The sequence below is a fragment of the Curtobacterium pusillum genome, assembly GCF_007673235.1.
GTDB lineage: Bacteria > Actinomycetota > Actinomycetes > Actinomycetales > Microbacteriaceae > Curtobacterium > Curtobacterium pusillum_C.
In genome coordinates this window covers 374,294-400,025 of sequence record NZ_VDZH01000003.1, presented here as the reverse complement: position 1 = coordinate 400,025, position 25,732 = coordinate 374,294, and the positions used below count along the sequence as shown (strand labels likewise).

Sequence of the window (25,732 nt, the reverse complement as noted above, 5' to 3'; positions counted from 1 at the left end):
CGGCGTCAGCCGATCTTCGCGGGGTTCGGCTCCTCGACGTCGCGCTTCACGCCGACCATCGCGTGGTTCCCGGGCTTGGCCCACCGCAGGCGCAACGGCGTCTCGACGTACCGGTAGGACAGCCACGAGACCAGCACGAGTCCGGCGAGCCAGAGGAGCAGGTACTTCGAGTACCCGGGCCAGTGTCCGGCGACCTTCACGAACGCGAACACCGCGAGCAGGTTCCAGAGGTACAACCCGTACGAGAGCTTGCCGAGGAACACCAGCGGACGGATCGAGAGGAACCGCGCGAGGAACCCGCGGCGCTCCAGCACGAGCCAGGCCACCACGGCCGCCGCAGCGAGTGCCGTCTGCCCGAACCCGGCGGAGTCGAAGATCCGCACACCGCGCACGCCCTGCGGCACGACGGCGACCCAGCCGAGCAGCACGACGCCGATCGGGCCGGCGATGACCACGAGCCGCTCCAGCCAGCGCGAACCCGCCCACCGCTCGAGCACGATCGCCAGGATGCAGCCGAGGATGAGTGCGTCGGCGTGCGAGATCGGGCCGTACATCTGGGCCTCGTGCGTCGGGCCGCCCTTGTCCTGCAGGTACCGGAGCACCCAGAAGCCGACGTAGACGACGCCGAGCACCCAGAGGGTCACGGTCGACGACCGGAACTTCAGCAGCAGCACGAGCAGGAGCGGCCACACGAGGTAGAACTGCTCCTCGAGGCCGAGCGACCAGGTGTACTGGAAGTAGAAGCTCACGGAACCGTTGCCCGCGAAGTACTGGATGAGGTTCGTCGTGTAGGTCAACGCGCCCACGGGGCCTGCCCACCAGGTCGCGATCGGTTCGCGGATGACGAGGAGCCACCCGACGGTCACGAGGACCACGAGGACGAGTGCGGGTGCCAGGCGTGCGAAGCGACGCCGGAAGAACCGGCCGAGGGCGATCCGACCGGTCTGGGCGTGCTCGGCGGTGAGCAGGCTCGTGATGAGGTAGCCGCTGATGACGAAGAAGACGGTGACGCCGTGGTACCCGGCGATCCGTCCGCCGAAGTGGGCGTGACCCGCGATGACGCCGAACACCGAGATGGCCCGCAGCCCGTCGAGCGCGGCGTTGTAGCCGAAGCGCGCGCGGCTGGCCGGTTCGGCGACGATGTCGGCGTGGGTCAGTCGTTCTGTCACGGGGAGACCCTAGCCGACACGCGCGGGTCGCGGTCGGTTCGCCTGGGGTGTCCAGTGAGCAGCAATGGTCGGGTCCGTTCCGTGGACTCGACCATTGCTGCTCACTGAACGGTGCCGATCAGCTCAGGGAACGGTGTGTCCCGCCGCCGTGAAGATCCGGTACCACTCCTCGCGGGAGAGCTCCACGTCGGAACCGGCCGCCGAGTCCCGGACACGCTGCGGGTTCGTCGTGCCGAGGACGACCTGGAAGTGGGCGGGGTGCCGGGTGATCCAGGCAACGGCGATCCCGGTCGGCGTGACCCCGTGCGCAGCAGCGAGCTCGTCGAGCAGGTCGTTCAGCTCGGCGTAGTGCTCCCGGTCGCCCAGGAAGACGCCATCGAAGAAGCCCTTCTGGAACGGCGACCAGGCCTGCAGCGTGACGTCGTTGCTGCGCGAGTAGTTGAGGATGTCGTTGTCGCGGTCGATCGACTGGTCGAGACCGCCCATGTTCGCCGTGATGCCCTGCGAGATGACGTTCGCGTGCGTGATGCTCAGCTGCACCTGGTTGAACGCGAGGGGCTGCTGGACCGACCGACGCAGCAGCTCGACCTGGCCGGGGGTGTGGTTCGAGACGCCGAAGTGGTGCACCTTGCCGGCGGCGTGCAGTTCGTCGAAGGCCTTCGCGACCTCCTCCGGCTCGACGAGGGCGTCGGGCCGGTGCAGGAGCAGCACGTCGATGAAGTCGGTGCGGAGTGCTGCCAGGGACTCGTCGACCGACTCGATGATGTGCTCGTACGAGAAGTCGAAGTACGCGCCGTGCTCCGTCGGGCGGATGCCGACCTTGGTCTGCAGCACGATCTCGGCCCGCTCGGACGGCGAGAGCGTGACGGCGGAGCCGAACCGCTCTTCGCAGCCGTGCCAGCCGCCGTAGACCGCGGCGTGGTCGAACATCGTCACGCCGGCGTCGCGGGACGCAGCGTAGAGCGCGCGGATGTCCTCGTCGCTCATGTCGTTGATCCGCATCAGTCCGACGATCACGTCGGAGGCGGTGAGGTCCGTCTGTGGCAACTCCAGTGTCTTCACACCCTCGATCCTGCCACCGGCACCTCTGGACAGGCAGGCCCTGCCCGTACCCGCCAGGCCCTCGGACTCAGCCAGGCCCCAGGCCCCGCCGGGACCTACGACGGCAGGACTGCGAGCACGGCGGACCCGCCGGACCAGGAACCCGCCAGGGTCTCGCCCGACGGCAGGTCAGCGCCGACGATCCGTGCGATGACGAGCGACCCGTGATCGGTGTCGATCGTGGTCGTGTCGTCAGTGCTGCGCGCCACGACCGAGGACACCGTCGGCGAGTCAGGCGCGGTGCCGCTGCCGATCGCCGTGCCCTCCTTCTCCCACGTTCCCGGGGCGCCTTCCCGGGTGAGCTCGGCCTCGTGGCCGCCGGTCACGATCGCGCGGCGCAGGACGTCCGCGTACACGGGGTCGCCTGCGGCGTCGTACACCCAGCGACGTCCGAGCACGGAGTGGTCCATCTCGGTGACGAGGAAGTCCTCGGCACCGGCCAGCGGTGCCCCACGGTAGGTCAGCGGTGCGTGCAGCGTGCGTCCGTCGGGGGTCCGCACCAGGATCGTCTCGACGCCCACTTCGCCCTCGGGGTCGTCGAACCGGAACTTCCCCGCGATCGTGACGTCGTCGCCGTCGGACAGCCCGCTCCAGGGCTGCGTCGGCAACCAGGCGGCGAGCGCCTCGGCCTTGGACGGACGGAGTTCTGCCTGGTGGATGACGGCCATGCCCCGACCGTACCGAGGTTCAGCGGACAGGGGTGTTCAGTGCACGGAGAACCCTCCGTCGACCGCGATCGACTGCCCCGTGACGTACGCCGATCCGTCCCCGGCGAGGAACACCGCCGCGGCGGCGAAGTCCGACACGAGCCCGTTCCGCCCGACCAGGGTGCGTGCCGCGAGCGCGGCGACGGTCACGGGGTCGGCGCTCAGCCGCCGGTTCAGCGGTGTCTGCACGAACCCGGGGACGAGGACGTTGGAGGTGACCCCCTGTCCGGACCAGGCCTCTGCTTGGGACCGGGCCAGTGCCTCCAGACCGGCCTTGGAGACCCCGTAGGCGCCGCTGGCCGCGAAGGGGCGGTGGGCCTGCTGCGAGCTGATGCTGATGATGCGGCCGTGGCCGCGCGCTGCCATGCCGGGCGCGAGCCGCTGCCCCAGGACGAACGGTGCGTCGAGGTTCACCGCCATCGTGGCGTCCCAGGTGTCCTCGTCGAGTTCGGCCATCGATGGGCGGAGGTTGACCCCCGCGGAGTTCACGAGCACGTCGACGGCGCCGGCTGCGTCGGCGAGTGCGTGCGCCCCAGCGCGGGAGGAGAGGTCGGCGACGAGGCCGTCGGCCGATCCGCCCTCGCGTCGGATCGTGGCGACCGTTCCGTCGATGGTCGCCGCGGTGCGTGCTGCGACGAGGACGTGCGCACCGGCGTCGGCGAGGGCGGAGGCGATGGCCCGGCCGATCCCGGAACTCCCGCCGGTGACCAGTGCGGTGCGACCGTCGAGTCCGAAGAGCTGCTGCAGCGACATCCGGTCAGGCTACCGACGCCCGTACGCTGGTCTCCGTGCGCGACGACCTCCTGCCAGTGCTCGCCTGCCCCGTCTGCGCCGAGCCCCTCGGTCGTGTCGACGGCGGCCAGGTCGGCTGCGCCGAGGGCCACCGCTTCGACGAGGCGAAGCAGGGCCACCTGACGCTGCTGCCCGCGAAGCGTCGGGCACTGACCGCGGACACCCCGGAGATGGTCGACGCGCGCCTCCGGTTCCTGGGGCGCGGCCACTACGCGCCCGTCGAGCGGGCGCTCGCCGCGGTGGTCGCGTCGGTCGACGTGCCGGGCGTGGTCCTCGACGTCGGGTCGGGCCCGGGCACCTACCTCGCACACGTGCTGACAGCGGATTCCGTTCCTGCCTGGAGGCGCGGGGTGGCGTTGGACCTGTCGGCCATCGCGATCCGGCGGGCGGCACGGGCACACGAGCGTGCGGGAGCCGTCGTCGGGGACGTGACCGAGCGCCTCCCGGTCGTCGACGGCGCGGCCGCCGTCGTGCTCGACGTCTTCGCCCCGCGGAACCAGACCGAGTACGCCCGGGTGCTGCACCCCGACGGCGTGCTGGTGGTGGTGACCCCGCGGACCGGGCACCTGGCGGAACTCGCCGAAGCCACGATCGCGGTGGACCCGGAGAAGGAGCGGCGTCTGCACGACTCCCTGACGCCGGCGTTCGTGCTGCGGTCGTCGGAGGACCTGACCTGGACGATGGACCTCTCCGCCGAGGACGTCCACGACGTGGTGCACATGGGGCCGAGCCACCACCACGTCGACCCGGAGACGGTGTTCGCCCCGGCGACCGTGACGGCAGCGGTGACGGTGAGCACGTGGAGCCCGGCATGAGCGCGCTCGCGGAGCGCCTCGCCGCGCAGCCGACGCTGACCACCGAGCGGCTCCGGCTCGTGCAGCTCGGCCCGGACCACCTCGACGAGACGATGGCGGCGCTCGACGACCGGGACGCGATGCGCCTCACCGGCACGCGCGGCTCCTTCACGCGCGAGCAGGTCCGTGCGCACCTCGACCGCCTGCCCGGTGCGGGGGACCGGGCCGACTTCGCGATCACGGACGCCGACGGTGCGTACCTCGGCGAGGTCGTCCTCAACGAGCTCGAGGAGGACGACCTCGCGATGAACTACCGGATCGCACTCGCCGGCCCGTCGCTGCGCGGGCAGGGCTACGGCACCGAGGCCGGTCGGGCGGTCGTGGACTGGGCGTTCGACGAGGTCGGGCTGCACCGGGTCTCCCTCGAGGTGTACGCGTTCAACCCGGGGGCGCAGCGGTCCTACGAGAAGATCGGCTTCGTCGTCGAGGGTCGCGTGCGGGACGCCCTGCGATGGGACGGTGCGTGGGTCGACGCCGTGCGGATGGCGATGCTCGACACCGATCCACGCCCGGGCCGCTAGACCTGCCGCCGAGCGGTGTGCGCCCGCCCACGCGCCCGGTCGACCGCGATGCCGATCCGGGCGAGCAGGAGCACGGCGCCGACGACCCCCGCCGCGATCGGCGTGAGGAACAGCCCGAGGTCCATCCCGGGCATCCGCCAGAAGTCGATCGACCACGCTGCGGTGCCGGCGAACCCGAGCAGGAGTCCGGCACGCCACCACCACGGCCCTGGCAGCGATCCGACCCCGAGGGCGGCGAGCACCAGGAGCGCCCAGCACCCCTCCGGAGCGAAGGACCGCGGATCGTTCGTGCCGCAGCTCGACACGGCGCACTCCCACACGACCTGGTCGGCGACGCCGGCGTACCAGTGGAACAGTGCAGCCGCCCCGACGACCGCGACCAGAGCGACCGGTGGCCCGGCCCAGCGCCAGACCCGGCCGAACCGGGAGCGACGACGGGGACCGGAGGCCCATCCGCTGCCGAGCTCGTAACCTGGCATCGGGCGGAACTCGGGCATGCCGGCACGCTACCGGTGGCCGGATTTCGTGGGGAAGTGGCTCGGAAAGCACCGTGCGGCCCGGGGCAGGTCCCCGAGCCGCACGAGCGTCCTACTCGATCGGGGCGACGTCGAGCTGCCAGACGACACCGAAGCGGTCGCGCAGCTGACCCGCGAGCGGTGCCCACGGTGTCGGGCCGAGCGGCTGGCGGATCTCGGCCCCGTCGGACAGCGCTGCCCAGTAGCGCTCGATCTCGGCCGCGTCGTCGCCGTGCACGAACACGTAGAACGCGTTCGAGCCCTGGTCGTACGGCTGGTCCGGCCAGACGTCGAACGCCATGACCCGGAAGCCGGCGTCGGTGGCGACCTGGCCCCACACGATCCGGTCCGCCCAGGCCGGGTCCTGGGAAGCGCCCATCGCGCCGTAGGTCATGGCGGCGACCTCGCCGCCGAAGACCGTGGCGTAGAAGTCGAGGGCCGCGCGGGCCTGTCCGTCGAAGTTGAGGTGGGTTGTCGTTTCGATGCTCATGAGACGAGCATCCACGGTATTGCGGTCAGATAGTGGCCGCTTCTCCGGGGATACTGATCGACATGTCCGGTCCGTCCTCGCGCATGCTCGCGCTGCTCTCGCTGCTGCAGGTGCACCGCGACTGGCCCGGGGACGAGTTGGCCGGACGACTCGAGGTCAGCCCCCGCACGCTCCGGCGCGACGTCGACCGGCTCCGCGAGCTCGGCTACCGGGTCGAGTCGCTCCGCGGCCCGGCCGGCGGGTACCGGCTCGCAGCGGGCTCCGACCTGCCGCCGCTCCTGTTCGACGACGACCAGGCGGTCGCGATCGCGCTGGCACTCGCCGTGGCACCGGCATCGGGTGCGGACATCGCGGAGTCGGCCGCGCGGGCGCTCGCGACGGTCCGGCAGGTGATGCCGGCGCGGCTCCGATCACGGATCGACGCGGTCGAGGCACTGACGAGCCCCGGTCCCACCCGGACCGACCCGGGGGTCCTCGTCGCCGTCAGCGAGGCCGTGCACCTCCGTGAGCTCCTCCGCTTCGAGTACGGCGACGCCGAGACGCCCCACCGTGTCGAACCGCACGCGGTCGTCGCCCGCAACGGCCGCTGGTACCTGCTCGACTGGGACCTCGAACGCCAGGACTGGCGCACCCACCGGATCGACCGGATCACGCCGCGGATGCGGACCCGGGTGCCGTTCGCACCGCGGGCGATCCCGGGCGGCGACGCCGCGGCCTTCGTGTCCGCGCGGTTCAAGGGCTCGGCCCACGAGGACGTCTGGCCCTGCGTCGGCACCGCGGTCCTCGAGGTGCCCGCCCGGACCATCGCGCCGTACCTGCCCGCGGACGCCGAGCTCGAACCGCTCGGACCCGACCGGTGCCGAATCACCCGTGGATCGTGGTCGTGGGAGGGACTCGCCGCGGCGTTCGCTGCGTCGGCGGTGGACTTCACGGTGGAGGGCCCGGACGAACTGCGCGACGCGACCGCCGCCCTGGCCGAACGACTGCGGGGCGCGAGCGCGCGTTAGCGAGGCGCATGCGTCCGCCAGGAGCGCGTTAGGGATCCGTCAGGACCGGCCTGGAGGCGCGGCGCAGGACCCAGCATCGGTTCGGCACCACACGTGGTGCCGTCCGCGTCGCCCGGCGCGGACCCCGTGACCTTCTGGAGTCCCTCGTGTTCGACGTCTTCGTCGTCGCCGGTGTCCTCGCCGTGTTCGGCGTGGTGGCACTCATCGCCAAGGGGGTGGAGCGGCTGTGATCGTCATCACCATCGCGGCCGCCGTCCTCGGCATCGCCGCTGTCGTGTACCTCGTCTGGGCGCTCGTGCGCCCCGAGCGGTTCTGATGGGCGCCGCGGACGTCTGGGCGGGCATCGTCCAGGTCGCCACGCTCGTCCTGCTGCTCGTCGTCGCGTACCGCCCGCTCGGCGACTGGATGGCGCGGGTGTTCACCCCGGTCCGCCACAGCCGCGTCGAGCGCGGGGTCTACCGGGTCATCGGCGTCGACCCGGACGCCGAACAGTCGTGGCCCGCGTACCTGCGGGGCGTCCTGCTCTTCAGCGTCGTCGGGCTGCTGGTCGTCTACCTGCTCCAGCGCATCCAGGTCGTGCTCCCCGGGGACCTCGGACTGCCGAACGTCGGACCGTCGCTCGCGTTCAACACCGCGGCGTCGTTCGTGGCGAACACGAACTGGCAGTCCTACTCGCCCGAGGCCACCGTCGGGTACTCGGTCCAGATGGCCGGACTCGCGGTGCAGAACTTCCTGTCCGCCGCGGTCGGCCTCGCGGTCGCCGTCGCACTCGTCCGCGGGTTCGCCCGTCGGAAGTCAGGCACCCTCGGCAACGTCTGGGTGGACATCGTCCGCGGGACCGGTCGGCTCCTGCTGCCGGGAGCGTTCGTGTTCGCGATCGTGCTCGTCGCCGGCGGTGTCATCCAGTCGTGGGGGAGCGGCATCGACGTCACGACCCTGACGGGTGGCTCGCAGCACATCCCGGACGGATTCGTCGCCTCGCAGGAGGCCATCAAGGAACTCGGGACGAACGGCGGCGGGTACTTCAACGCGAACTCGGCGCACCCGTTCGAGAACCCGCAGGCGTGGACGAACCTCGTCGAGGTCTTCCTCATGCTCGTCATCCCGTTCTCGCTGCCGCGCACCTTCGGGCGCCTGGTGGGCGACGACCGGCAGGGCTACGCGATCCTCGCCGTGATGGGCGCGATCTTCCTGGTCTCGCTCTCGGTGATGTCCGCGTTCGAACTCGCCGGGGCGGGAACGGCCACCCACGCGGCCGGTGCCGCGATGGAGGGCAAGGAGGTCCGGTTCGGGATCCTCGGCACGACGCTCTTCGGCACCACGTCGACCGCGACCTCGACCGGCGCCGTGAACGGGATGTTCGACAGCTTCACGCCGATCGGCGGGATGATGGCGCTCCTCAACATGATGCTCGGCGAGATCTCGCCCGGCGGCGTCGGCTCGGGGCTCTACGGCATGCTCGTGCTCGCCGTGATCACGGTGTTCATCGGCGGCCTGCTGGTCGGCCGGACGCCGGAGTACCTCGGCAAGAAGATCCGTGCCCGCGAGATGACCTTCGCCGCGCTGTACATCCTCGTCACGCCGACGCTCGTGCTGCTCGCCACGGGGCTCTCCCTGGTGATCCCGGGTGTCCGCGAGCAGGTCATCGGCACGTCGATCTTCAACCCCGGCAACCACGGCCTTTCCGAGCTGCTCTACGCGTTCACCTCCGGCGCGAACAACAACGGCTCGGCGTTCGGCGGCCTCACCGCGAACACGACGTGGATGAACTCCGCGCTCGGCGTCGTGATGCTGCTCGGCCGGTTCGTGCCGATGGTGTTCGTCCTGGCGCTCGCCGGGTCGCTCGCCGCGCAGGACAAGGTGCCGGAGACCGCCGGCACGCTGCCCACCCACCGCCCGCTCTTCATCGGGCTGCTCGGCGGCGTCGCCGTCATCGTCACCGCACTCACCTACTTCCCGGTGCTCGCACTGGGCCCGCTCGCAGAAGGACTGTCATGACCGTGACCACCGAGCCGGAACCGCGCACCGCAGTGGAGCCGGCCACCCGCTCGTCCGCATTCGGACCCCGCCAACTGGTGGCGGGCCTCCCGGGCGCCCTGCGGAAACTCGATCCGCGACTGATGTGGCGGAACCCCGTCATGTTCATCGTCGAGGTCGGCGCAGCGCTCACCACCGTCTCGCTGTTCGTCGAGCCGTCCGCGTTCACGATCGCGATCGCCGTGTGGCTCTGGCTCACCGTCGTCTTCGCGAACCTCGCCGAGGCCGTGGCCGAGGGCCGCGGCAAGGCGCAGGCCGACACCCTGCGGAAGACCCGTTCCACCACCACCGCCCGACGCGTGCTCCGGTACGAGGCGAGCGACGCCGCGGCGACCGGCAACGAGACCGAGGACGTCGCTTCGGTCGACCTCGCCAAGGGTGACGTCGTCGTCGTGGTCGCCGGCGAGGTCATCCCCGGGGACGGCGACGTCGTCGACGGCATCGCCTCGGTGGACGAGTCCGCGGTGACCGGTGAGTCAGCGCCCGTCATCCGTGAGTCCGGCGGCGACCGCAGCGCCGTCACCGGCGGGACCCGGGTGCTCTCCGACCGCATCGTCGTGCGGATCACCTCGACCCCCGGCGAGACCTTCATCGACCGGATGATCCGGCTCGTCGAGGGGGCCGCTCGGCAGAAGACGCCGAACGAGATCGCACTGAACATCCTGCTCGCGTCGCTGTCGATCGTCTTCGTGATCGTCTGCCTCACGATGCAGCCGATCGCGGGGCTCGTCGGTGCGACCGTCAGCATCCCGGTGCTCATCGCACTGCTCGTGTGCCTGATCCCGACGACCATCGGCGCGCTGCTCTCCGCGATCGGCATCGCCGGCATGGATCGCCTCGTGCAGCACAACGTGCTGGCGATGTCGGGCCGCGCGGTCGAGGCGGCCGGTGACATCACCACGCTGCTGCTCGACAAGACCGGCACCATCACCTACGGCAACCGTCGGGCGTCCCGCGTGGTGCCGATCGCCGGCGTCGGTGAGGAGGACCTGCTCGCCGCGTCCGCGCTGTCGTCCGCTGCTGACTCGACCCCCGAGGGCCGGTCGATCGTGGAGCTCGCCGCGGCCGCCGGTGTGACGACCGGACTGCCGACCGGGGCGACCGAGGTGCCGTTCACCGCGCAGACCCGCATGTCCGGGGTCGACCTGGCCGACGGCACCCAGGTCCGCAAGGGTGCCGCAGCGGCTGTGCTCGCCTGGGCCGGAACCGCCTCGGCCGGTGTGGCCGCGGCGATCGACGAGACCGTCGTCGCCATCTCGGACGAGGGCGGCACTCCGCTCGTCGTCGCACGGCGTGACCCGTCCGGAGCCGTGTCGCTGCTCGGCGTGGTGCACCTCAAGGACGTCGTCAAGGACGGCATGGCCGCCCGGTTCGCGGAGATGCGCGAGATGGGGATCCGCACGGTGATGATCACCGGCGACAACCCCCGGACGGCCGCCGCGATCGCCGCCGAGGCCGGGGTCGACGACTTCCTCGCCGAGGCCACGCCGGAGGACAAGCTCGCGTACATCAAGCGCGAGCAGGAGGGCGGCAACCTCGTCGCGATGACGGGCGACGGCACGAACGACGCCCCGGCCCTGGCGCAGGCGGACGTCGGCGTGGCGATGAACACCGGGACGACCGCGGCGAAGGAGGCCGGCAACATGGTCGACCTCGACTCGGACCCGACGAAGCTCATCGACGTCGTCCGGATCGGCAAGCAGCTCCTCATCACCCGCGGAGCACTCACCACCTTCTCGATCGCCAACGACGTCGCGAAGTACTTCGCGATCATCCCGGCGATGTTCCAGCTCGCGTTCCCGGGGCTGGGAGCGCTGAACATCATGGGCCTGCACAGTCCGTCGTCCGCGATCCTGTCGGCGGTGGTCTTCAACGCGCTCGTCATCGTGGCACTCATCCCGCTGTCCCTCCGCGGGGTCGCCTACCGTGCGGCGTCCGCGTCGTCGATCCTCGGCCGCAACCTGCTCCTCTACGGGGTCGGCGGCGTGATCGTCCCCTTCATCGGCATCAAGCTGATCGACCTCGTCGTCGGTCTCATCCCGGGGTTCTAGTCATGGCATCTGCACGATCCACCTTCCGTTCCACGGGTGTGGCGATCCGCCTCACCCTGCTCAGCACCGTCGTCCTCGGCATCGCCTACCCGCTCGCGGTGTGGGGTGTCGGCCAGGCCGCGTTCCACGACCAGGCCAACGGCTCGATGGTGACCTCGTCCGACGGCACGACCGTCGGCTCGTCCCTGATCGGGCAGTCCTTCGACGGGAAGTCCGCCGACGAGTGGTTCCGGTCGCGGCCGAGCGCCGCGGGGGAGAAGGGCTACGACGCCAACGCGTCCAGCGGCTCGAACCTCGGGCCGAACAACCCGGACCTCCGCAAGGCGATCGAGTCGCGGCGCGCGGACATCGCGAAGGCCGACGGTGTGCCCGTGTCCGACGTGCCGGCGGATGCGGTGACGGCATCGGGCTCCGGTCTCGACCCCGACATCAGCCCGGCGTACGCCGAGCAGCAGGTCGCACGGGTGGCCTCGGCACGGGGACTGTCGGAGTCGGCAGTGCGGAAGCTCGTCGAGCAGCACACCGAGGCCCGGCAGCTCGGGTTCCTCGGTGAGCCCGTGGTGAACGTCCTCGAGCTGAACCTGGCGCTCGCGAAGGCGTCCTGACCGTGCCGTCACGCCGCTGCCCAGGTCGGGCGCCCGCCGATACCGACGACCAGGTCGTCGTGCTCGTCGACGAGGCGCCGGACGGCGGCGGCGTGGCGATCGCACGGGCCGACGGTCTCGGCGAGGTGGGCCAGGAGCTCGAGCGAGTGCACGGGGGTGCGCTTCGGCAGGCCCGCCAGCCGCGCGACGAGGTCGGGTGGGGAGCGGAACGTCGGCGGAGGGATCCGGAACTTCCGGTCCCAGAGCCGAGTGTGGTGCGCGCAGCAGTTGCGGACGTGCGTCAGGTGTTGCAGGCAGGGGCGGAGCGTCGCCGGTGGGAGTCGGAACGAGGCGGCCACGCCGTCGTGCACGCGGGGCTCGAGGCCGCCGACGAGTCGCGAGAGGGTGCCGAGGTCGAGTTCCTCGGAGAGCATCCCGAAGGAGACGGCCCCGAGCGAGCGGTCGGCCCAGACACGCTGGACGAGCGGATCGTGTGCGCGGTCCAGGGCTTCGGCCGCTCGCCGCAGCAACGATCCGTGATCGAAGGTGGTCCGGAACGCTCGTGGATCCAGGTGCCAGTGCGGCCCACGGCGGTGCCGGGCGACGGCATCGACCCGTCCTCGGAGGGCGATCTCGATCCGTTCGGTCAGCCCGAGTGTGATCGACCGGAACGCACTGTCGAACTCGTGCGCGCGTCGGACGGCTTCGTCGGATGCGTCGAGCCCGCGCGTCCGCAGGGCATGACGCAGGTGATCGCGGCGGTGCTGCGACATGGTGACGACACTGTCCGTCATCGATTGACTCCGAGATCGAAGGAGGAACGGGTGATCTCGGGCGAGCCGGCAGCAACTACAGCTTGGGAAACGAACGTGAGCGGTGAAGAAGAGTGCCCCGCGCCGGGGAACGACGCGGGGCGGTGCAGTCCCACCCGATTTGAGGAAGCCGGAGCTCGAGCCTTGGTGGGAACGGTTACGCGGAGAATATCAGTCGATCGGATGCCCTGCAACCGCACACGCGAGAGGATGAGCACGTGAAGCGCGGGAAGCTGCGGGTCCTGCTCGGTGCGGCGCCCGGTGTCGGCAAGACGTTCACGATGCTCGAAGAGGGGCGCCGCCTGCTCGACGAGGGCCGGGACGTCGTCGTCGCCGTCGTCGAGACCCACGGCCGGGCCGCCACCGCGGCGCTGGTGGACGGGCTCGAGGTCGTGCCACGCCGTGTGGTGGAACACCGCGGGGTCGAGCTCGACGACATGGACCTCGAGGCCGTCCTCCGCCGGGCCCCGGACGTGGCGCTGGTCGACGAACTCGCGCACACGAACGCCCCTGACGGACGGCACGAGAAGCGCTGGCAGGACGTCGAGGAACTGCTCGCCGCCGGCATCTCCGTGGTGAGCACCGTGAACGTGCAGCACATGCAGTCCCTCGGGGACGTGGTCCGCGAGATCACCGGCACCGTCCAGCGCGAGACCGTCCCGGACGCGGTGGTGCGTGCGGCCGACCAGGTCGAGGTGGTGGACCTGGCCCCCGCGGCGCTCCGCGAACGACTCTCGGACGGCCTGGTGTACCCGGCAGCCCGGATCGACGCGGCACTGTCGAACTACTTCCGGCTCGGCAACCTCACCGCCCTGCGGGAGATCGCGCTGCTCTGGCTCGCCGACGAGGTCGACGACGCACTCAAGGCCTACCGCGCCGAGCACGGCATCGACCACCGCTGGGAGACCCGGGAACGCGTGCTCGTCGCCCTGACCGGCGGACCCGAGGGCGAGACACTGCTGCGCCGCGGTGCACGCATCGCCGCCAGGAGCGCGGGCGGTGAACTCGCGGCCGTCCACGTCACGACCAACGACGGCCTCCGCGAGCGTCACCCCGGTGCCCTCGGGAAGCAGCGCACCCTGCTCGAACAGCTCGGCGGGACCTACCACCAGGTGGTCGGCGACGACGTCCCCACGACGCTGGTGCGGTTCGCGAAGTCGATCGACGCGACGCAGATCGTGATCGGGGTGAGCCGCCGCAGCCGTCTCGCCGCGGCCACCACGGGTCCGGGCATCGGCAACACGGTGATCCGCGAGTCCGGCGACATCGACGTGCACGTCGTCACGCACGAGCGGGCCGGCGGGGGCTTCGCCCTGCCGAAGCTCGGCGGCAGCCTGTCCCGCGGCCGGATCATCGCCGCGTTCGTGCTCTCCCTGGTCGCCGGCCCGCTGCTCACGTGGCTGCTGTCGTTCAGCACCGACCCCGACTCGATCACCGTCGACGTGCTCGCGTACCAGCTGCTCGTCCTCGTCGTGGCGCTCGTGGGCGGGATGTGGCCGGCGGTGTTCGCGGCGGTGCTGTCCGGGCTGAGCCTCGACTTCTTCTTCGTGCAACCCCTGCACATGGTCACCGTGCAGCAGCCCTGGCACCTGGTCGCCCTCGTCATGTACGTCATCAGCGCCGTGCTCGTGAGCTTCGTCGTGGACCGGTCGGCTCGTCGCTCGCGTGCTGCCCGACGTGCCGCGGCCGAGTCGGGCCTCCTGATGGGGATCGCCGGGAGCGTGCTCCGCGGGGACGACGCCCTGCAGGCACTCCTCGACCGGACGCGCGAGGCCTTCGGTTTCGCGGGCGTCCGGATCCGGCAGGGCGACGACGTCCCGGCCGCGTCGGGGACGTTCGGCGAAACGCCGGACGCGGCCACGCGCCTCCAGTCCGGTGCCGTCCTGGAGTTCGCTGGCGCACCCGACGACCCGACCCAGCGTCGGCTCCTGCGGGTCGTCGAGCAGCAGCTCGACGCCGCCGTCGAGCACCGTGACCTCACCCGTGCGGCGGTCGACGCGGAGCGGATCGCCGCGGCGGACCGCGTGCGGAGCGCCATCCTGGCGGCTGTCGGACACGACGTGCGGCGGCCGATCGCGGCCGCCTCGGCCGCCGTGCAGACGCTGCGTGCGTCCGACATCGAGCTGTCGCAGACCGACCGGGAGGCACTGCTCGCGACCGCCGACGAGAGCCTGCGTCAGTTGGCTGTCCTGTTGGCAGACCTGCTGGACGTCAGCCGCGTGCAGGCCGGAGTGCTCGCCGTCGCGCCGGTGGCACTCGCGATCGAGACGGTCGTCGCGCCGGCCCTGGACGAGCTCGAACTCGGACCGGACGACGTGGACCTCGACCTGCCGGCGGAGCTGCCGCCGGTGCTCGCCGACGCCGTCCTGCTGCAGCGCGTCGTCGTGAACCTGCTCGCGAACGCCGCTCGGTACGCCCCCGTCGGCACCCGGATCCGGGTCGCCGCGAGTGCGTTCGGCGGCGGCGTGGAGCTGCGCGTCGCCGACCACGGCCCCGGTATCCCGGACGACCGTCGCGGCGAGGTGTTCCAGCCGTTCCAGCGCCTCGGCGACACCGACAACGACACGGGTCTCGGGCTCGGACTCGCGCTCGCCCGCGGGTTCACCGAGGGCATGGGCGGGACCATCGAGGTCGACGACACCCCCGGCGGCGGGCTCACCGTCGTCGTGCGGCTGCCGATCGCCGGACACCTGGGAGTGGAGATCCGATGAAGGGCCGTGTGCGATGAAGGTCTTGATCGTCGACGACGACGCCCAGCTCGTGCGGGCGCTCGCGGTCACGCTCGCCGCCCGGGGCTACGACGTGGTCACCGCCCGCGACGGCCGCGCCGCGATCGACGCCGTGATCACCGAGCGGCCGGACCTCGTGCTGCTCGACCTCGGGATGCCGCGGCTCGACGGGATCGGGGTGCTCGAGGGCGTGCGCGCGTGGTCGCAGGTGCCGGTGCTCGTGCTCTCCGGTCGGACGGACTCGTCGGACAAGGTGGACGCGCTCGACGCCGGCGCGGACGACTACGTCACGAAGCCGTTCCAGATGGACGAACTGCTCGCGCGGCTCCGTGCCCTCGGCCGGCGGCAGGTCGCGGCCGCGTCCGCCGCTGGTGCGACGCCGACGGTGTCGGTCGGCGACCTGGTGGTGGACCTCGTCGCGAAGCAGGTGACGCCGTCGTCCGGCCCGGCCATCCGACTGACCCCGACGGAGTGGCGGCTCCTGGAGGTCCTCGTCACGAACCCCGATCGCCTGATGACGCGCGAGATGCTGCTCACCGAGGTGTGGGGTCCGACGCACGGCAACGACTCGGGGTACCTGCGGCTGTACATGGCGCAGCTGCGGCGGAAGCTCGAGCCGGACCCGTCGCACCCGCGGTACCTGGTGACCGAGTCGGGCATGGGGTACCGGTTCAGTCCCGCGGGATGAGCACGCTGCCGGGCCCGTGGCGGGTCCGTGGCGGGTGCGTGTCGTGGCCGTGTCGTGGTCCCGGGACGGACGCTTCCCTAGTGTTCTGGGCATGAACGAGATGCGGATCGCTGAGCTGCGACGACACCGTGGATGGACGCAGGAACGCCTTGCAGAGGCGAGTGGGATCGCAGTGCGGACCGTGCAGCGCATCGAGCGCGGGAGCGACGCCAGCCTCGAGTCGCTGTCGTCCATCGCGGGTGCGCTGGAGGTGCCCGTACGGGAGTTGTTCGCCATCGACGATGCGGGTGAGCGAACGCTCGGGCCCGAGGTCCGAGGACTCGACGAGCGGACGTCCTCGGAGCAGGCCCAACGCGATGCGTTCAGCCGTGGATGGCAGCACCTGTACACGGGGGTCGGGGTACTGGTGACGTTGGCGGCGGTCGCCTTGGTGGCCACCGACGTGGTCCCGTGGGTCGTGTTCCTCGTCGTGCCCGCGTACTGGGCCGCAGGGTCGCTGCTGTCCCGGTTCCTCAAGGCCACCGTGCTGGACCCGTGGCTCGACCGCCGGTACCCGCTGTCGCGGGTGGGCGCCACGCCCGGGCCCTGACCGCGGGACGGTGACTGAGCAGCAATCGTCGGGTGCGCGGTGCGGCACTCGACGATTTCTGCTCACTCGACGCGTCCGCCACGCGTCCACCCCGCGCCCGCGACCTCCGCGGTAGCGTCGGGGCGTGACCATCGAGCTGCGCCGGGTGACGGCGGACGACTGGGAGACCTGGCGCCCGGTCCGCCTGGCGGCGCTCGCCGAGGCCCCCGACGCGTTCGGGTCCACGCTCGACGACTGGGCGGAAGCGCCGGAGCACCGGTGGCGGACCCGGCTCTCGATCCCGGGAGCGCTCGACCTGGTGGCCCACGACGGCTCGGCGGCGATCGGCATGGCGAGCGGCGTCCCCGGTGACGAACCCGGGACCACCGAACTCATCTCGATGTGGGTCGACCCGATCGCCCGCGGCCGCGGTGTCGCGACCGACCTGATCCGCGCGGTCGTCGGATGGGCCGCCGGGGCCGACTCGCACACGCTCGAGCTCTCCGTGATGCCCGACAACGCAGCCGCCCGTCGGACCTACGAGCGGAACGGCTTCCTCGTCGCCGACGAGCCCGGGGACCCGCTGCCGGACGGCCGGCACGAGGTCCTCATGCGCCGCGACCTCACGGCGGAACGCACCCTCGCCGCGTACGAACACGGCGCCGAGCAGTACGCCGACCGCACCGACGGCCACCGCTCCGGCCTCGTCGACGACCTGGTCGCGCTGGTCACGCCGGGGTCCCACGTCCTCGAGCTCGGTTCGGGACCCGGTCGTGACGCCCTCGCGCTCGAGGACGCCGGACTCGTGGTGGACCGGACCGACGGCGCGCACTCGTTCGTCGAGGCGCTCCACGCCGACGGGCACACGGCACGCGTCCTCGACGTCCGGTCGGACGACTTCGGCGGCCCGTACGACGCCGTGTTCGCCAACGCGGTCCTGCTGCACGTCGCGCGCGAGTTGCTCCCGACCGTGCTGGAACGTGCCCGCGAGTCCGTCCGCCCCGGCGGGGTCCTGGCCGCGACGCTCAAGCACGGCGACGGCGATGCCTGGAGCACCCGGAAGCTCGACCGCGCCCGGCACTTCACCTACTGGACCGACCAGGACCTGACCGCCGTCGTCGAGCGAGCCGGCTGGACCGACGTCGTGGTCCGGGACACCACCCGCCCCGGCGCCGACGAGCGCTGGCTGACCGTCACGGCCCGTCGGCCGGAGGAAGCAGGACGACCGTGAACCGAGCACTCCGTTGGACCGCGTGGGTCGTCGCCGTGGTCGTCCTGATCGCAGTGGTGTTCCTCGTCTGGGCCAACATCGTCATGCAGGGCACCCGCAGCGCCGCGCTGCAGGTCTGGCGCGACGACCGCGTGTCCGTCCGCGACGCCGGTGACTCCGTCGTGATGACCCCGACCGGGACCGCGAACGGTGTCGGGATCGTGTTCATCCCCGGGGCGAAGGTCGACCCGTACGCGTACATGGCGACGTTCCGGCAGGTGGTGGCGTCCGGCACGACGGTGGTCATCACGAAGCCGACACTGCACCTCGCCTTCTTCGACACCCGTCCGCTGTCGACCTTCGAGGCGCACGCCCCGTCCGTCACACGCTGGGGTGTCGGCGGACACTCGCTCGGCGGTGTGCGCGCCTGCCAGCTCGCCCCGGACGCGGACGGCCTGCTCCTGCTCGGCAGCTACTGCGCGAACGACATCAGCCGGTCGTACATCAGCGTGCTCAGCGTGTCCGGCTCCCGCGACGGACTCTCCACCCCGGCGAAGGTCGACGCCGCACGGCACCTCCTGCCGTCGAACGCGACGATGACGGAGATCCAGGGGTCGAACCACGCCGACTTCGGTGCCTACGGCGCGCAGCCCGGCGACGACACGGCGACGATCTCCCGTGCCGACGCCCGGCAGCAGATCAGCGCGGCGATCGAGGAGTGGGTCGGGACGCTGCGCTGACCGCGCGCACGGCTCGCGCCGGGACGAGACCGACGTCCCCGAGCGTGTCGATGTTCACCCACGTCGGACGGTAGCGGTTCTCCGCCGTCGTGCGTCGGGCCTCCGGGGAGTTCGGCCCCAGGGCTGGTTCGTCGCCCGTCACGTGGACCCGCAGGTACACGGCGGGGGCGTCGCGGTCGACCCCGACCGGCAGCAGCTCCTCGACGACCCCGTCGAGGCCGGTCTCCTCACGGAGCTCGCGCAGGCACGCCTCCTGCGGAGTCTCCCCGGCCTCGACCGCGCCGCCGGGCAGCACGGCGTACGACCGTCCGTCGCGCTGGCGGAGGACGACCAGCACCTCGTCGCCCCGCACGGCCACTGCGACGGCTCGGATGCGCAGGGCTCCAGCCGGTCCGGTCATGCCCCGACGGTAGCCGGTGCGGGCTGCTGCTGGCAGCATCGGGGCATGGCCGTCCTCGTGCACCTGAACGGGATCCCCGCGAGCGGGAAGTCGACCGTCGCGCGCGCGTGGGCCGACCGGCACGCTGCGTCGCTGCCCGTCGCGTTCGACATCGACGTGCTGCGGGCGATGATCGGCGGCTGGCGTGACGCGCTCCGCCCGGCGGGCATCGCCGCCCGGGAGATGGCGATGGCGGCGATGCGCGCGCACCTCCGTTCCGGCCGGGACGTGATCGTGCCGCAGTACGCGCGGAGCGCTGCGTTCGTCGACGAGCTCGCGGCGCTCGCAGCGGACGAGGGCGCGGTGTTCGTGGAGTGCGCGCTGGACGCCGACCCGGCCGAGGCGGACCGGCGCTTCGCCGCGCGAGCCGCCTCCGGACCCGGCGTCCACGGTGATCTGGGCGGCGATCGGATGGTGGACGTGGCGGTCGGCCTGGAGGCGTTCCTCACGACCCGCAGGCACGTCACCCGGGTGGGTGGTCCGGCCCAGGGCATCGGTGCGGTCCTCGACCAGGTCGACGCCGCCGTCGCCGCGGCGCGGCTGCAGGGGTGATCCCTCCACATCGAACGACTGTGTGAACTCTTTCCACAGCGGGCGGCGCGCCTGAACGCCGCGCCTGGAGCGGTCCTAGACTCGTCCGGAAGCACGTCGACGACACCGTCCCCGGAGGGCAGCACATGACGACGCCGGACCGGCGCACACCAGCGCGACTCGCAGACCAGCGAGCGCTCCTGTTCGACCTCGACGGTGTCCTCACCCCGACCGCTGACGTCCACATGCGTGCCTGGAGCCGACTGTTCACGCCGTACCTCGCGGCGCACGGCGTCGACCCGTACACGGAGCAGGACTACTTCGCGTACATCGACGGCAAGCCGCGGTACGACGGGGTCCGCTCCCTGCTCGAGTCGCGCGGCATCGACCTGCCGCAGGGCACGCCCGACGACTCCCCGGACGCCGACACCGTGTGCGGTCTCGGCAACCGGAAGAACGCCGAGTTCACCGCCGAGCTGACCGAACACGGTGTCGAGCCGTACCCGGGCTCGCTCCGGTTCCTCGACGCCGCGATGGCCGCCGGAGTGTCCGTCGCGGTGGTCTCCAGCTCCGCCAACGCCACCTCGGTGCTGCGCACGGCGGGGATCCTCGACCGCTTCCCGGTCGTCGTCGACGGCCTGGTCGCTCGGCAGGACGGCCTGGCCGGCAAGCCCGCCCCCGACACGTACCTCGACGCCGCGAGCCGCTTCGGGCTGACCGCGGCCGAGTGCGTCGTGGTCGAGGACGCCACGAGCGGGGTCGAAGCCGGCCGCAACGGTGCCTTCGGACTCGTCATCGGTGTCGACCGCGGTGCCGGTGCCGACGCCCTCCGGGCACACGGGGCGGACGTCGTGGTGCAGGACCTCGACGAACTCGTCCACGAACTTCCCGAACCCGCCACGAGCGCGACGTAGGCCGACCGGCCGAGGCGATCCGCGCCTCCAGGCCGCTGTCGACCTCCCCACGAACCCCTCCCTTCCCACGGAGCACCATGAACCGCATCACCTCCGACCCGCTCGACCGCGTCCGCTACCCGATCGACGAGTGGGCACTCGTCGAGACCGAGTACGCGCCAGACGAGCAGGGCGTCGCGGAGACGAACTTCGCCGTCGGCAACGGGTACCTCGGCCTGCGCGGCAACCTCGACGAGGGCCGTGGCGGCGTGCAGTACGGCACGTACATCAACGGGTTCCACGAGACCTGGCCGATCCGGCACGCCGAGGACGCCTTCGGGTTCGCGAAGACCGGGCAGACGATCATCAACGCGCCCGACGCCAAGGTCATCCGGCTGTACGTCGACGACGAGCCGCTCGTCCTGGCCGAGGCGGACATCCTCCGGCACACCCGGCGTCTCGACTTCCGCGGCGGGTACCTCTTCCGCGAGACCGAGTGGTCGACGCCGTCGGGCAAGCGGGTGCTCATCCGCTCGCGGCGGCTGGTGTCGTTCACGGACCGCCACCTCGCCGTCATCGACTACGAGGTCACCGTGCTCGACGCGGACGCCTCGATCCTGCTGTCGAGCCAGATCCTCAACCGGCAGGACGTGCAGGACGAGTACCACGCGGGGATGCGGGCGGCGGCGAACGCGTTCGACCCGCGCAAGGCCGAGGCCTTCACCGAGCGTGTGCTCGAGCCGAAGCTGAAGCGCAGTACCGGCGGACGGTCCCTGCTCGGGTACCAGGCGGCGAGCTCCGGCATGACGATCTGCGTCGGCGTCGAGCACCACCTGGAGACCGAGAACAGCTGGGACGAGTCGTCGTCGATCGAGGACGACCTCGCGAAGCACGTCTACCGGGTGCAGGCACGGGCGGGACAGCCGATCCGTCTGACCAAGCACGTCGTCTACCACACCTCCCGCGGGGTGCCGGCGCGCGAACTCGCCGACCGGTGTGACCGCACGCTGGACCGTGCACACGCCGAGACCGTCGACGAGACGTTCGCGAAGCAGCGCACGTGGATGGACGACTTCTGGGCGCGGAGCGACGTCGAGATCGCCGGGCAGCCCGCACTGCAGCAGGCCGTCCGCTGGAACCTCTTCATGCTCGCGCAGGCCACGGCGCGTACCGACGGCCACGGCATCGCCGCGAAGGGCGTCACCGGCTCCGGGTACGGCGGCCACTACTTCTGGGACATGGAGATCTACGTCCTGCCGTTCCTGTCGTACACGGCGCCGATCGTCGCCCGGAACGCCCTGCGGTTCCGCTACAACATGCTCGATGCCGCACGGTCCCGTGCCCGCGAGCTCAACCAGCACGGCGCCCTGTTCCCGTGGCGGACGATCAACGGCGAGGAGTCCAGCGCCTACTACGCGGCCGGCACCGCGCAGTACCACATCGACGCCGACATCGCGCATGCGCTGATGCAGTACGTGCGGGCGTCCGACGACCGCGAGTTCCTCAAGCGCGGGGCGATCGACATCCTCGTCGAGACCGCCCGGCTGTGGGAGGACCTCGGCTTCTGGCGGTCCAACGGCGACCAGAAGTTCCACATCGACGGCGTCACCGGACCGGACGAGTACACGACCGTCGTCGACGACAACCTCTACACGAACGTGATGGCCCGGGCGAACCTGTGGTTCGCGGTGAACGCCTGCCGCGAGCTCGCGGCCGACGACCCGGAGGAGTACGACCGCATGGTGCGGCGGACCGGGCTGCAGGCGCAGGAGATCACCGACTGGGAGCACGCCGCCGAGTCGATGGAGATCCCCTTCGACCCGCACCGTGGCATCCACCCGCAGGACGCCCAGTTCCTCGACAAGGAACTCTGGGACCTCGACAACACCCCGGAGAGCAAGCGACCCCTGCTGCTCCACTACCACCCGCTGGTGATCTACCGGTTCCAGGTGCTCAAGCAGGCGGACGTCGTGCTCGCGTTGTTCCTGCAGGGACACGAGTTCACCGCTGCCGAGAAGCGTCGTGACTTCGACTACTACGACGCCCTGACCACGGGCGACTCGACCCTGTCGGCCGTCGTGCAGTCGATCATGGCGGCCGAGGTCGGCTACCACGACCTCGCGCTGCAGTACTTCCAGACGGCGCTCTACGTCGACCTGGCCGACCTGCACGGCAACACCACCGACGGTGTGCACATCGCATCGACCGGTGGCATCTGGGGCGGCCTCGTGAACGGCTTCGGCGGCATGCGGGACCACGGTGGCCGGATGTCCTTCAACCCCCGGCTGCCGCGGGACTGGGAGCGCATCACCTACCGACTGACGGTGCGTGGCTCGCGGGTGCGGGTCGACCTCGAACAGGACACGATGACCTTCACGGTCGAGACCGGTTCGGGCTTCACCGCCTGGGTGCACAACCAGCAGTGGGACATCACGGCCGGTGAGCCGACCGTCGTGCCGCTGCCGCACCAGGGGCCGCGGATGGCCGGGCGCGCACCGACGACGGCCGACATCCAGGGCACGCTCCGCGCGGACGGGTCGGTCATCACGGCGTCGATCCCGACGATCTCGCTCGACCGTGACCTGGAGCCCGACGAGACGACCGCCTGACAGGCCAACCGGACGCCGGGGCCGCCGGGCGGTTCAGCGTGCGACGAGCTCCACCTTGAACCGTTCGGTGTCCTCCAGGAACGCGGCGTGGTGCTCAGGGCCGCCGGCGTGCGGGTGCCGGTCGGCGTACAGCCGGCTCCATCCGTGGTCCGGCGCTGCCTCCCAGAGTCGAGCGACGTCGGCCTGGTCGCCGGCGTGGAACGCGAGGTGGCTCAGCCCGGGCCTCCGGCGGTCGTGTGTTCCGTCGAGCGGTGCCGACTCGAGCACGATGTACACCTCGCCGCGGCGCCAGCTCCGGCCGTCGTCCCACCGCTGGAAGGGTTCGTACCCGAGCTCTCCGAGCAGCCAGTCCCAGGCGGGCGCGGCCATGCCGAGGTCGGCGGTGCGCAGCTCGACGTGGTGCAGCGCCCCCCGCGTCACAGGAGCTTCCGGAGCGTGTTCGCGTTCCGGGTCGTGGTGGTGCGCTTGAACCGTGCGGCCCCCGCTCGTCTCGCGAAGGCCGTGTCCGTGCTCGACCCCTTCGGGCACGACCAGTAGACGACGCCGGATCCGCGGGCGACGCGTTCGACGGACTCGTCGAGCTCGAGGTCGGCGAGCAGGTCGTCGAGCGCGTCCTCGTCGGAGCCGAACAGCACGTAGTCGTGCCGGTCTTCGGTGGAGTCGAACGGGAAGCCGTCCACGATCGCTGTGAGGTCCTCGTGCTGGACCAGCACGATCCAGGCGTCGTAGCCGAACCGGTCTCGGAGCGCCTGCTCGATGTCGGTCTTCAGTGCGTCGGCCGAGCCGTCGGACGTGAACACCACGTTGCCCGAGGCGAGGACCGTCCGGACGTCCTGGTACCCGCGATCCCGGAACAGCGACGCGAGGTCCGCGCTCGTGATCGTGATCCCGTTGACGTTCACCCCGCGCAGCAGCGCGACCCACCTGGTCATGCCGGAACCGTAGCGGGCGCGGGTGGTCACGTCCACGTCCGGGCGACTCCCCAGCCGCCGCCCTCCGGGACGATGTCCACCACGAGTGACTCCCCGTCGTCCGCCGTGGCCTGGAAACGCCAGCCGACGGTGCGCTCGGGCGCGTGGGTGATCGCGGTCGGCAGTTCGGAACGCGTCACCGTCAGGCGGGTCGGTGTGTCGCTCACCCGCCACCGCCGTCCGGCCCAGACCATCCGCGAGGGGAAGCCGTCTGACCACCACACCGTGGCGGCCGTGTCGATGACCATCATCGGGATCCTCCGTTCGAACGTGTGTTCGAATGCTAGGTCGCGGATCGGGCCGTCGCAACAGTCGCATCGAAGCTCGGCGCGTCGCGGCTGAACAGGGAGAGTTGCGTTCAGAGCACGTTCTGAATAACCTTCCGACACGACTCTCCTCGCGCCCGCCCGGACCCGCCGATCCGTGCAGTCGTCCGACCTGTCCAGACATGCGAAAGACGTCTTCGCCGCGGCCGAGCAGGAGCCTCTGGAGGTGACCCGGCGAGACGGGAAACCGCTGGTGCTCACCACGAAGGAGCGCTCGGACGACGATGAAGCGGTCCTCGACATCGCTGCGCAGCTCATCGCCGCGGTGACGGTGAACGAGCACCTCCCGCTGCACGACCGGCTCGCGATCCCGTACCCGTGGCTGAAGATGCTCAGCCGTGCCGATCAGCAGCAGTTCGCACGCGAGATCGTCGACGTCGCCCGCGGGTCGTTCTCGCTCCGGCAGCCCCGTCGGCTCCTGCTCGAGATGCAGGCCTGGCGCAACTCCGCCGAGGCGATCGCTGCCGGTTGGGAGACGACCGAGCCCGAGTTGCTCGACGAGCCCGTCGTCGTCGAGAAGCCCTGAACGGTGGGCGCACGGCGGGCCGGTGTGTCGCGACCGGTGCGCACCACCGAGTTCACGATCGTCTTCGTGACCCGCGCCGCAGACCAGGGCTGGCGTGACGTCGTCGCGACGCAGCGGAACGCTGTCGTCGGTGCCTGGGAACGCCTCACGTCGGACCCGGTGAGCGAGGACCTTGCGTGCCACGCGCTCCGCGGCGAGCTCGGTGTCGTCACGCACTCCGGTCGCGACTGGGTCCGCCGGCAGTACGAACTGAAGCGTGGCGCACGGATCTGGTTCACGGTCGATGAGGCGAACCGGACGGTCCACCTGCTCGCTGTCCACACCCACCACCCGAACGCCACGAAGTAGAGAGCCGCCGCAGCCTCACTCCGGTAGACGGGACCCATGACGGACGAACCACACGACGACCAGGGACCCGACGAGCAGCACCAGGTGCCTGAGGGGGTGACCGACGCCACGGTCGAGGCCCTCGGGTCACTGTCTGCCGCGGTCGAGGTCATCGAGCACGCGCGCGGGCTGCTGTACGGCTTCCACCGCCTCACCGGCATGGCCGACCTGAACCTCGGCGAGGCGGTCGAGCAGCTCCGGAAGGCGGGGCACACGGATCTGGCCGACCGGATCGACACCGAGCTCGTCGGGCGGAACGTCATCGCCGGCCGGTGGACGTTCCAGGTCGTCGAGGACTACGACGACGGCTACTACGCCCTCGCGAAGGAGCTCGAGCGCACCGCCCGTGACGAACTCGTGCAGGGACGGAAGCACCTGTTCGAGGCAGCCATGAAGGAGGACCGACGCACGGCTGGTCGCCGCCACCACGAGGCCACGCCGGGCGACCTGGCGGACTGACACCGCGCCTCCAGGG

The 25,732-nt window shown here is 71.2% G+C and carries 29 protein-coding genes; 18 read left to right on the top strand and 11 right to left on the bottom strand.

Annotated features, from left to right (window positions below; all coding sequences use genetic code 11):
* Positions 1–5: 5 nt before the first annotated feature.
* From FS532_RS10310 to FS532_RS10295, 4 genes are all read right to left on the bottom strand, one after another.
* Positions 6–1,169 (bottom strand): acyltransferase family protein, encoded by a 1,164-nt coding sequence (locus FS532_RS10310; protein ID WP_144753571.1) that lies wholly within the window; start codon positions 1,167–1,169, stop codon positions 6–8.
* Positions 1,170–1,292: 123 nt separating this feature from the next.
* Positions 1,293–2,231 (bottom strand): aldo/keto reductase, encoded by a 939-nt coding sequence (locus FS532_RS10305; protein ID WP_144753568.1) that lies wholly within the window; start codon positions 2,229–2,231, stop codon positions 1,293–1,295.
* 95 nt (positions 2,232–2,326) lie between these two features.
* Positions 2,327–2,938, bottom strand: coding sequence for a CG0192-related protein (locus tag FS532_RS10300; protein WP_144753565.1), 612 nt, complete (start codon positions 2,936–2,938; stop codon positions 2,327–2,329).
* A 36-nt stretch (positions 2,939–2,974) separates the two neighbouring features.
* Positions 2,975–3,730 (bottom strand): SDR family NAD(P)-dependent oxidoreductase, encoded by a 756-nt coding sequence (locus tag FS532_RS10295; protein WP_144753562.1) that lies wholly within the window; start codon positions 3,728–3,730, stop codon positions 2,975–2,977.
* A gap of 35 nt (positions 3,731–3,765) precedes the next feature.
* On the opposite strand from FS532_RS10295, the gene FS532_RS10290 reads away from it, so the two are divergent.
* Both FS532_RS10290 and FS532_RS10285 read left to right on the top strand, forming a co-directional pair.
* Positions 3,766–4,584: a putative RNA methyltransferase gene (locus FS532_RS10290; RefSeq protein WP_144753559.1), complete on the top strand. Its 819-nt coding sequence runs from the start codon at positions 3,766–3,768 to the stop codon at positions 4,582–4,584.
* Positions 4,581–5,144, top strand: a complete 564-nt coding sequence (locus tag FS532_RS10285) for a GNAT family N-acetyltransferase (RefSeq protein WP_186321986.1) — start codon at positions 4,581–4,583, stop codon at positions 5,142–5,144. The genes FS532_RS10290 and FS532_RS10285 overlap by 4 nt, the downstream gene beginning before the upstream one ends.
* Here FS532_RS10285 and FS532_RS10280 read toward each other — a convergent pair.
* The gene (locus FS532_RS10280) at positions 5,141–5,641 is read right to left on the bottom strand and encodes a hypothetical protein (protein WP_144753553.1); all 501 of its coding nucleotides are present in this window, start codon (positions 5,639–5,641) and stop codon (positions 5,141–5,143) included. The two genes, FS532_RS10285 and FS532_RS10280, sit on opposite strands and share 4 nt — an antisense overlap.
* Before the next feature lie 91 nt (positions 5,642–5,732).
* Positions 5,733–6,149, bottom strand: coding sequence for a VOC family protein (locus FS532_RS10275; protein WP_144753550.1), 417 nt, complete (start codon positions 6,147–6,149; stop codon positions 5,733–5,735).
* Between the two features lie 62 nt (positions 6,150–6,211).
* Between FS532_RS10275 and FS532_RS10270 the strand changes: the two genes are divergently transcribed.
* The 5 genes from FS532_RS10270 (at position 6,212) to kdpC (ending at position 11,849) form a co-directional block, all read left to right on the top strand.
* Complete coding sequence (locus tag FS532_RS10270) at positions 6,212–7,156, top strand: helix-turn-helix transcriptional regulator (RefSeq protein WP_144753547.1); 945 nt, start codon at positions 6,212–6,214, stop codon at positions 7,154–7,156.
* 226 nt (positions 7,157–7,382) lie between these two features.
* Complete coding sequence (locus FS532_RS10265; protein WP_144753544.1) at positions 7,383–7,472, top strand: potassium-transporting ATPase subunit F; 90 nt, start codon at positions 7,383–7,385, stop codon at positions 7,470–7,472.
* The gene (gene kdpA, locus FS532_RS10260) at positions 7,472–9,154 is read left to right on the top strand and encodes a potassium-transporting ATPase subunit KdpA (protein WP_144753541.1); all 1,683 of its coding nucleotides are present in this window, start codon (positions 7,472–7,474) and stop codon (positions 9,152–9,154) included. Before FS532_RS10265 ends, kdpA begins: the two co-directional genes overlap by 1 nt.
* Positions 9,151–11,244, top strand: coding sequence for a potassium-transporting ATPase subunit KdpB (kdpB, locus tag FS532_RS10255; protein WP_144753538.1), 2,094 nt, complete (start codon positions 9,151–9,153; stop codon positions 11,242–11,244). The genes kdpA and kdpB overlap by 4 nt, the downstream gene beginning before the upstream one ends.
* A 2-nt stretch (positions 11,245–11,246) precedes the next feature.
* The gene (kdpC, locus tag FS532_RS10250) at positions 11,247–11,849 is read left to right on the top strand and encodes a potassium-transporting ATPase subunit KdpC (RefSeq protein WP_144753535.1); all 603 of its coding nucleotides are present in this window, start codon (positions 11,247–11,249) and stop codon (positions 11,847–11,849) included.
* An 8-nt stretch (positions 11,850–11,857) separates the two neighbouring features.
* On the opposite strand, the gene FS532_RS10245 is transcribed toward kdpC, so the two are convergent.
* Positions 11,858–12,622, bottom strand: coding sequence for an Abi family protein (locus FS532_RS10245; protein WP_144753532.1), 765 nt, complete (start codon positions 12,620–12,622; stop codon positions 11,858–11,860).
* A 236-nt stretch (positions 12,623–12,858) separates the two neighbouring features.
* On the opposite strand from FS532_RS10245, the gene FS532_RS10240 reads away from it, so the two are divergent.
* From FS532_RS10240 to FS532_RS10220, 5 genes are all read left to right on the top strand, one after another.
* The gene (locus FS532_RS10240; protein WP_144753530.1) at positions 12,859–15,351 is read left to right on the top strand and encodes an ATP-binding protein; all 2,493 of its coding nucleotides are present in this window, start codon (positions 12,859–12,861) and stop codon (positions 15,349–15,351) included.
* A 13-nt stretch (positions 15,352–15,364) separates the two neighbouring features.
* The gene (locus tag FS532_RS10235) at positions 15,365–16,057 is read left to right on the top strand and encodes a response regulator (RefSeq protein ID WP_144753528.1); all 693 of its coding nucleotides are present in this window, start codon (positions 15,365–15,367) and stop codon (positions 16,055–16,057) included.
* A gap of 91 nt (positions 16,058–16,148) precedes the next feature.
* Positions 16,149–16,646 (top strand): helix-turn-helix domain-containing protein, encoded by a 498-nt coding sequence (locus FS532_RS10230; RefSeq protein ID WP_144753525.1) that lies wholly within the window; start codon positions 16,149–16,151, stop codon positions 16,644–16,646.
* 124 nt (positions 16,647–16,770) lie between these two features.
* The gene (locus tag FS532_RS10225) at positions 16,771–17,856 is read left to right on the top strand and encodes a bifunctional GNAT family N-acetyltransferase/class I SAM-dependent methyltransferase (protein ID WP_144753522.1); all 1,086 of its coding nucleotides are present in this window, start codon (positions 16,771–16,773) and stop codon (positions 17,854–17,856) included.
* Positions 17,853–18,575, top strand: a complete 723-nt coding sequence (locus FS532_RS10220; RefSeq protein WP_186321985.1) for an alpha/beta hydrolase — start codon at positions 17,853–17,855, stop codon at positions 18,573–18,575. The genes FS532_RS10225 and FS532_RS10220 overlap by 4 nt, the downstream gene beginning before the upstream one ends.
* Here the strand turns inward: FS532_RS10220 and FS532_RS10215 are convergent.
* On the bottom strand, positions 18,535–18,975 hold the full coding sequence (locus FS532_RS10215) for an NUDIX domain-containing protein (protein ID WP_260852637.1): 441 nt from the start codon (positions 18,973–18,975) through the stop codon (positions 18,535–18,537). The two genes, FS532_RS10220 and FS532_RS10215, sit on opposite strands and share 41 nt — an antisense overlap.
* Before the next feature lie 45 nt (positions 18,976–19,020).
* On the opposite strand from FS532_RS10215, the gene FS532_RS10210 reads away from it, so the two are divergent.
* The 3 genes from FS532_RS10210 (at position 19,021) to FS532_RS10200 (ending at position 23,047) form a co-directional block, all read left to right on the top strand.
* Positions 19,021–19,566, top strand: a complete 546-nt coding sequence (locus FS532_RS10210; RefSeq protein WP_144753516.1) for an AAA family ATPase — start codon at positions 19,021–19,023, stop codon at positions 19,564–19,566.
* A gap of 125 nt (positions 19,567–19,691) precedes the next feature.
* Positions 19,692–20,459 carry an HAD family hydrolase gene (locus tag FS532_RS10205; protein WP_144753513.1) on the top strand — a complete coding sequence of 256 codons (768 nt, stop codon included), beginning with the start codon at positions 19,692–19,694 and terminating at the stop codon, positions 20,457–20,459.
* Between the two features lie 77 nt (positions 20,460–20,536).
* Positions 20,537–23,047, top strand: coding sequence for a glycoside hydrolase family 65 protein (locus FS532_RS10200; protein WP_144753510.1), 2,511 nt, complete (start codon positions 20,537–20,539; stop codon positions 23,045–23,047).
* A 33-nt stretch (positions 23,048–23,080) separates the two neighbouring features.
* Here the strand turns inward: FS532_RS10200 and FS532_RS10195 are convergent, their stop codons facing one another.
* The 3 genes from FS532_RS10195 to FS532_RS10185 are packed head-to-tail and all read right to left on the bottom strand — an operon-like array spanning position 23,081 to position 24,269.
* Complete coding sequence (locus FS532_RS10195) at positions 23,081–23,467, bottom strand: VOC family protein (RefSeq protein ID WP_144753508.1); 387 nt, start codon at positions 23,465–23,467, stop codon at positions 23,081–23,083.
* On the bottom strand, positions 23,464–23,979 hold the full coding sequence (locus FS532_RS10190; RefSeq protein ID WP_144753505.1) for a DUF1697 domain-containing protein: 516 nt from the start codon (positions 23,977–23,979) through the stop codon (positions 23,464–23,466). The genes FS532_RS10195 and FS532_RS10190 overlap by 4 nt, the downstream gene beginning before the upstream one ends.
* 26 nt (positions 23,980–24,005) lie before the next feature.
* The gene (locus FS532_RS10185) at positions 24,006–24,269 is read right to left on the bottom strand and encodes a hypothetical protein (RefSeq protein ID WP_144753502.1); all 264 of its coding nucleotides are present in this window, start codon (positions 24,267–24,269) and stop codon (positions 24,006–24,008) included.
* 241 nt (positions 24,270–24,510) lie between these two features.
* On the opposite strand from FS532_RS10185, the gene FS532_RS10180 reads away from it, so the two are divergent.
* The 3 genes from FS532_RS10180 to FS532_RS10170 all read left to right on the top strand — a co-directional run bounded on the left by FS532_RS10180 (position 24,511) and on the right by FS532_RS10170 (position 25,716).
* Entirely contained in the window at positions 24,511–24,870 is a 360-nt protein-coding gene (locus tag FS532_RS10180; protein ID WP_144753499.1) for a prevent-host-death protein, read from the top strand.
* 66 nt (positions 24,871–24,936) lie between these two features.
* On the top strand, positions 24,937–25,218 hold the full coding sequence (locus FS532_RS10175; RefSeq protein ID WP_260852636.1) for a hypothetical protein: 282 nt from the start codon (positions 24,937–24,939) through the stop codon (positions 25,216–25,218).
* Positions 25,219–25,254: 36 nt separating this feature from the next.
* Positions 25,255–25,716, top strand: a complete 462-nt coding sequence (locus FS532_RS10170; protein ID WP_144753493.1) for a hypothetical protein — start codon at positions 25,255–25,257, stop codon at positions 25,714–25,716.
* Positions 25,717–25,732: the final 16 nt, after the last annotated feature.

Excerpts from the sequence above, each read along its gene's own strand:
- FS532_RS10300 (WP_144753565.1), bottom strand. The coding sequence starts at position 2,938 with ATGGCCGTCATCCACCAGGCAGAACTCCGTCCGTCCAAGGCCGAGGCG.
- FS532_RS10295 (WP_144753562.1), bottom strand. The coding sequence starts at position 3,730 with ATGTCGCTGCAGCAGCTCTTCGGACTCGACGGTCGCACCGCACTGGTC.
- FS532_RS10285 (WP_186321986.1), top strand. The coding sequence starts at position 4,581 with ATGAGCGCGCTCGCGGAGCGCCTCGCCGCGCAGCCGACGCTGACCACC.
- FS532_RS10280 (WP_144753553.1), bottom strand. The coding sequence starts at position 5,641 with ATGCCCGAGTTCCGCCCGATGCCAGGTTACGAGCTCGGCAGCGGATGG.
- FS532_RS10275 (WP_144753550.1), bottom strand. The coding sequence starts at position 6,149 with ATGAGCATCGAAACGACAACCCACCTCAACTTCGACGGACAGGCCCGC.
- FS532_RS10270 (WP_144753547.1), top strand. The coding sequence starts at position 6,212 with ATGTCCGGTCCGTCCTCGCGCATGCTCGCGCTGCTCTCGCTGCTGCAG.
- kdpA (WP_144753541.1), top strand. The coding sequence starts at position 7,472 with ATGGGCGCCGCGGACGTCTGGGCGGGCATCGTCCAGGTCGCCACGCTC.
- kdpB (WP_144753538.1), top strand. The coding sequence starts at position 9,151 with ATGACCGTGACCACCGAGCCGGAACCGCGCACCGCAGTGGAGCCGGCC.
- kdpC (WP_144753535.1), top strand. The coding sequence starts at position 11,247 with ATGGCATCTGCACGATCCACCTTCCGTTCCACGGGTGTGGCGATCCGC.
- FS532_RS10245 (WP_144753532.1), bottom strand. The coding sequence starts at position 12,622 with ATGACGGACAGTGTCGTCACCATGTCGCAGCACCGCCGCGATCACCTG.
- FS532_RS10235 (WP_144753528.1), top strand. The coding sequence starts at position 15,365 with ATGAAGGTCTTGATCGTCGACGACGACGCCCAGCTCGTGCGGGCGCTC.
- FS532_RS10230 (WP_144753525.1), top strand. The coding sequence starts at position 16,149 with ATGAACGAGATGCGGATCGCTGAGCTGCGACGACACCGTGGATGGACG.
- FS532_RS10215 (WP_260852637.1), bottom strand. The coding sequence starts at position 18,975 with ATGACCGGACCGGCTGGAGCCCTGCGCATCCGAGCCGTCGCAGTGGCC.
- FS532_RS10210 (WP_144753516.1), top strand. The coding sequence starts at position 19,021 with ATGGCCGTCCTCGTGCACCTGAACGGGATCCCCGCGAGCGGGAAGTCG.
- FS532_RS10205 (WP_144753513.1), top strand. The coding sequence starts at position 19,692 with ATGACGACGCCGGACCGGCGCACACCAGCGCGACTCGCAGACCAGCGA.
- FS532_RS10200 (WP_144753510.1), top strand. The coding sequence starts at position 20,537 with ATGAACCGCATCACCTCCGACCCGCTCGACCGCGTCCGCTACCCGATC.
- FS532_RS10190 (WP_144753505.1), bottom strand. The coding sequence starts at position 23,979 with ATGACCAGGTGGGTCGCGCTGCTGCGCGGGGTGAACGTCAACGGGATC.
- FS532_RS10185 (WP_144753502.1), bottom strand. The coding sequence starts at position 24,269 with ATGATGGTCATCGACACGGCCGCCACGGTGTGGTGGTCAGACGGCTTC.
- FS532_RS10170 (WP_144753493.1), top strand. The coding sequence starts at position 25,255 with ATGACGGACGAACCACACGACGACCAGGGACCCGACGAGCAGCACCAG.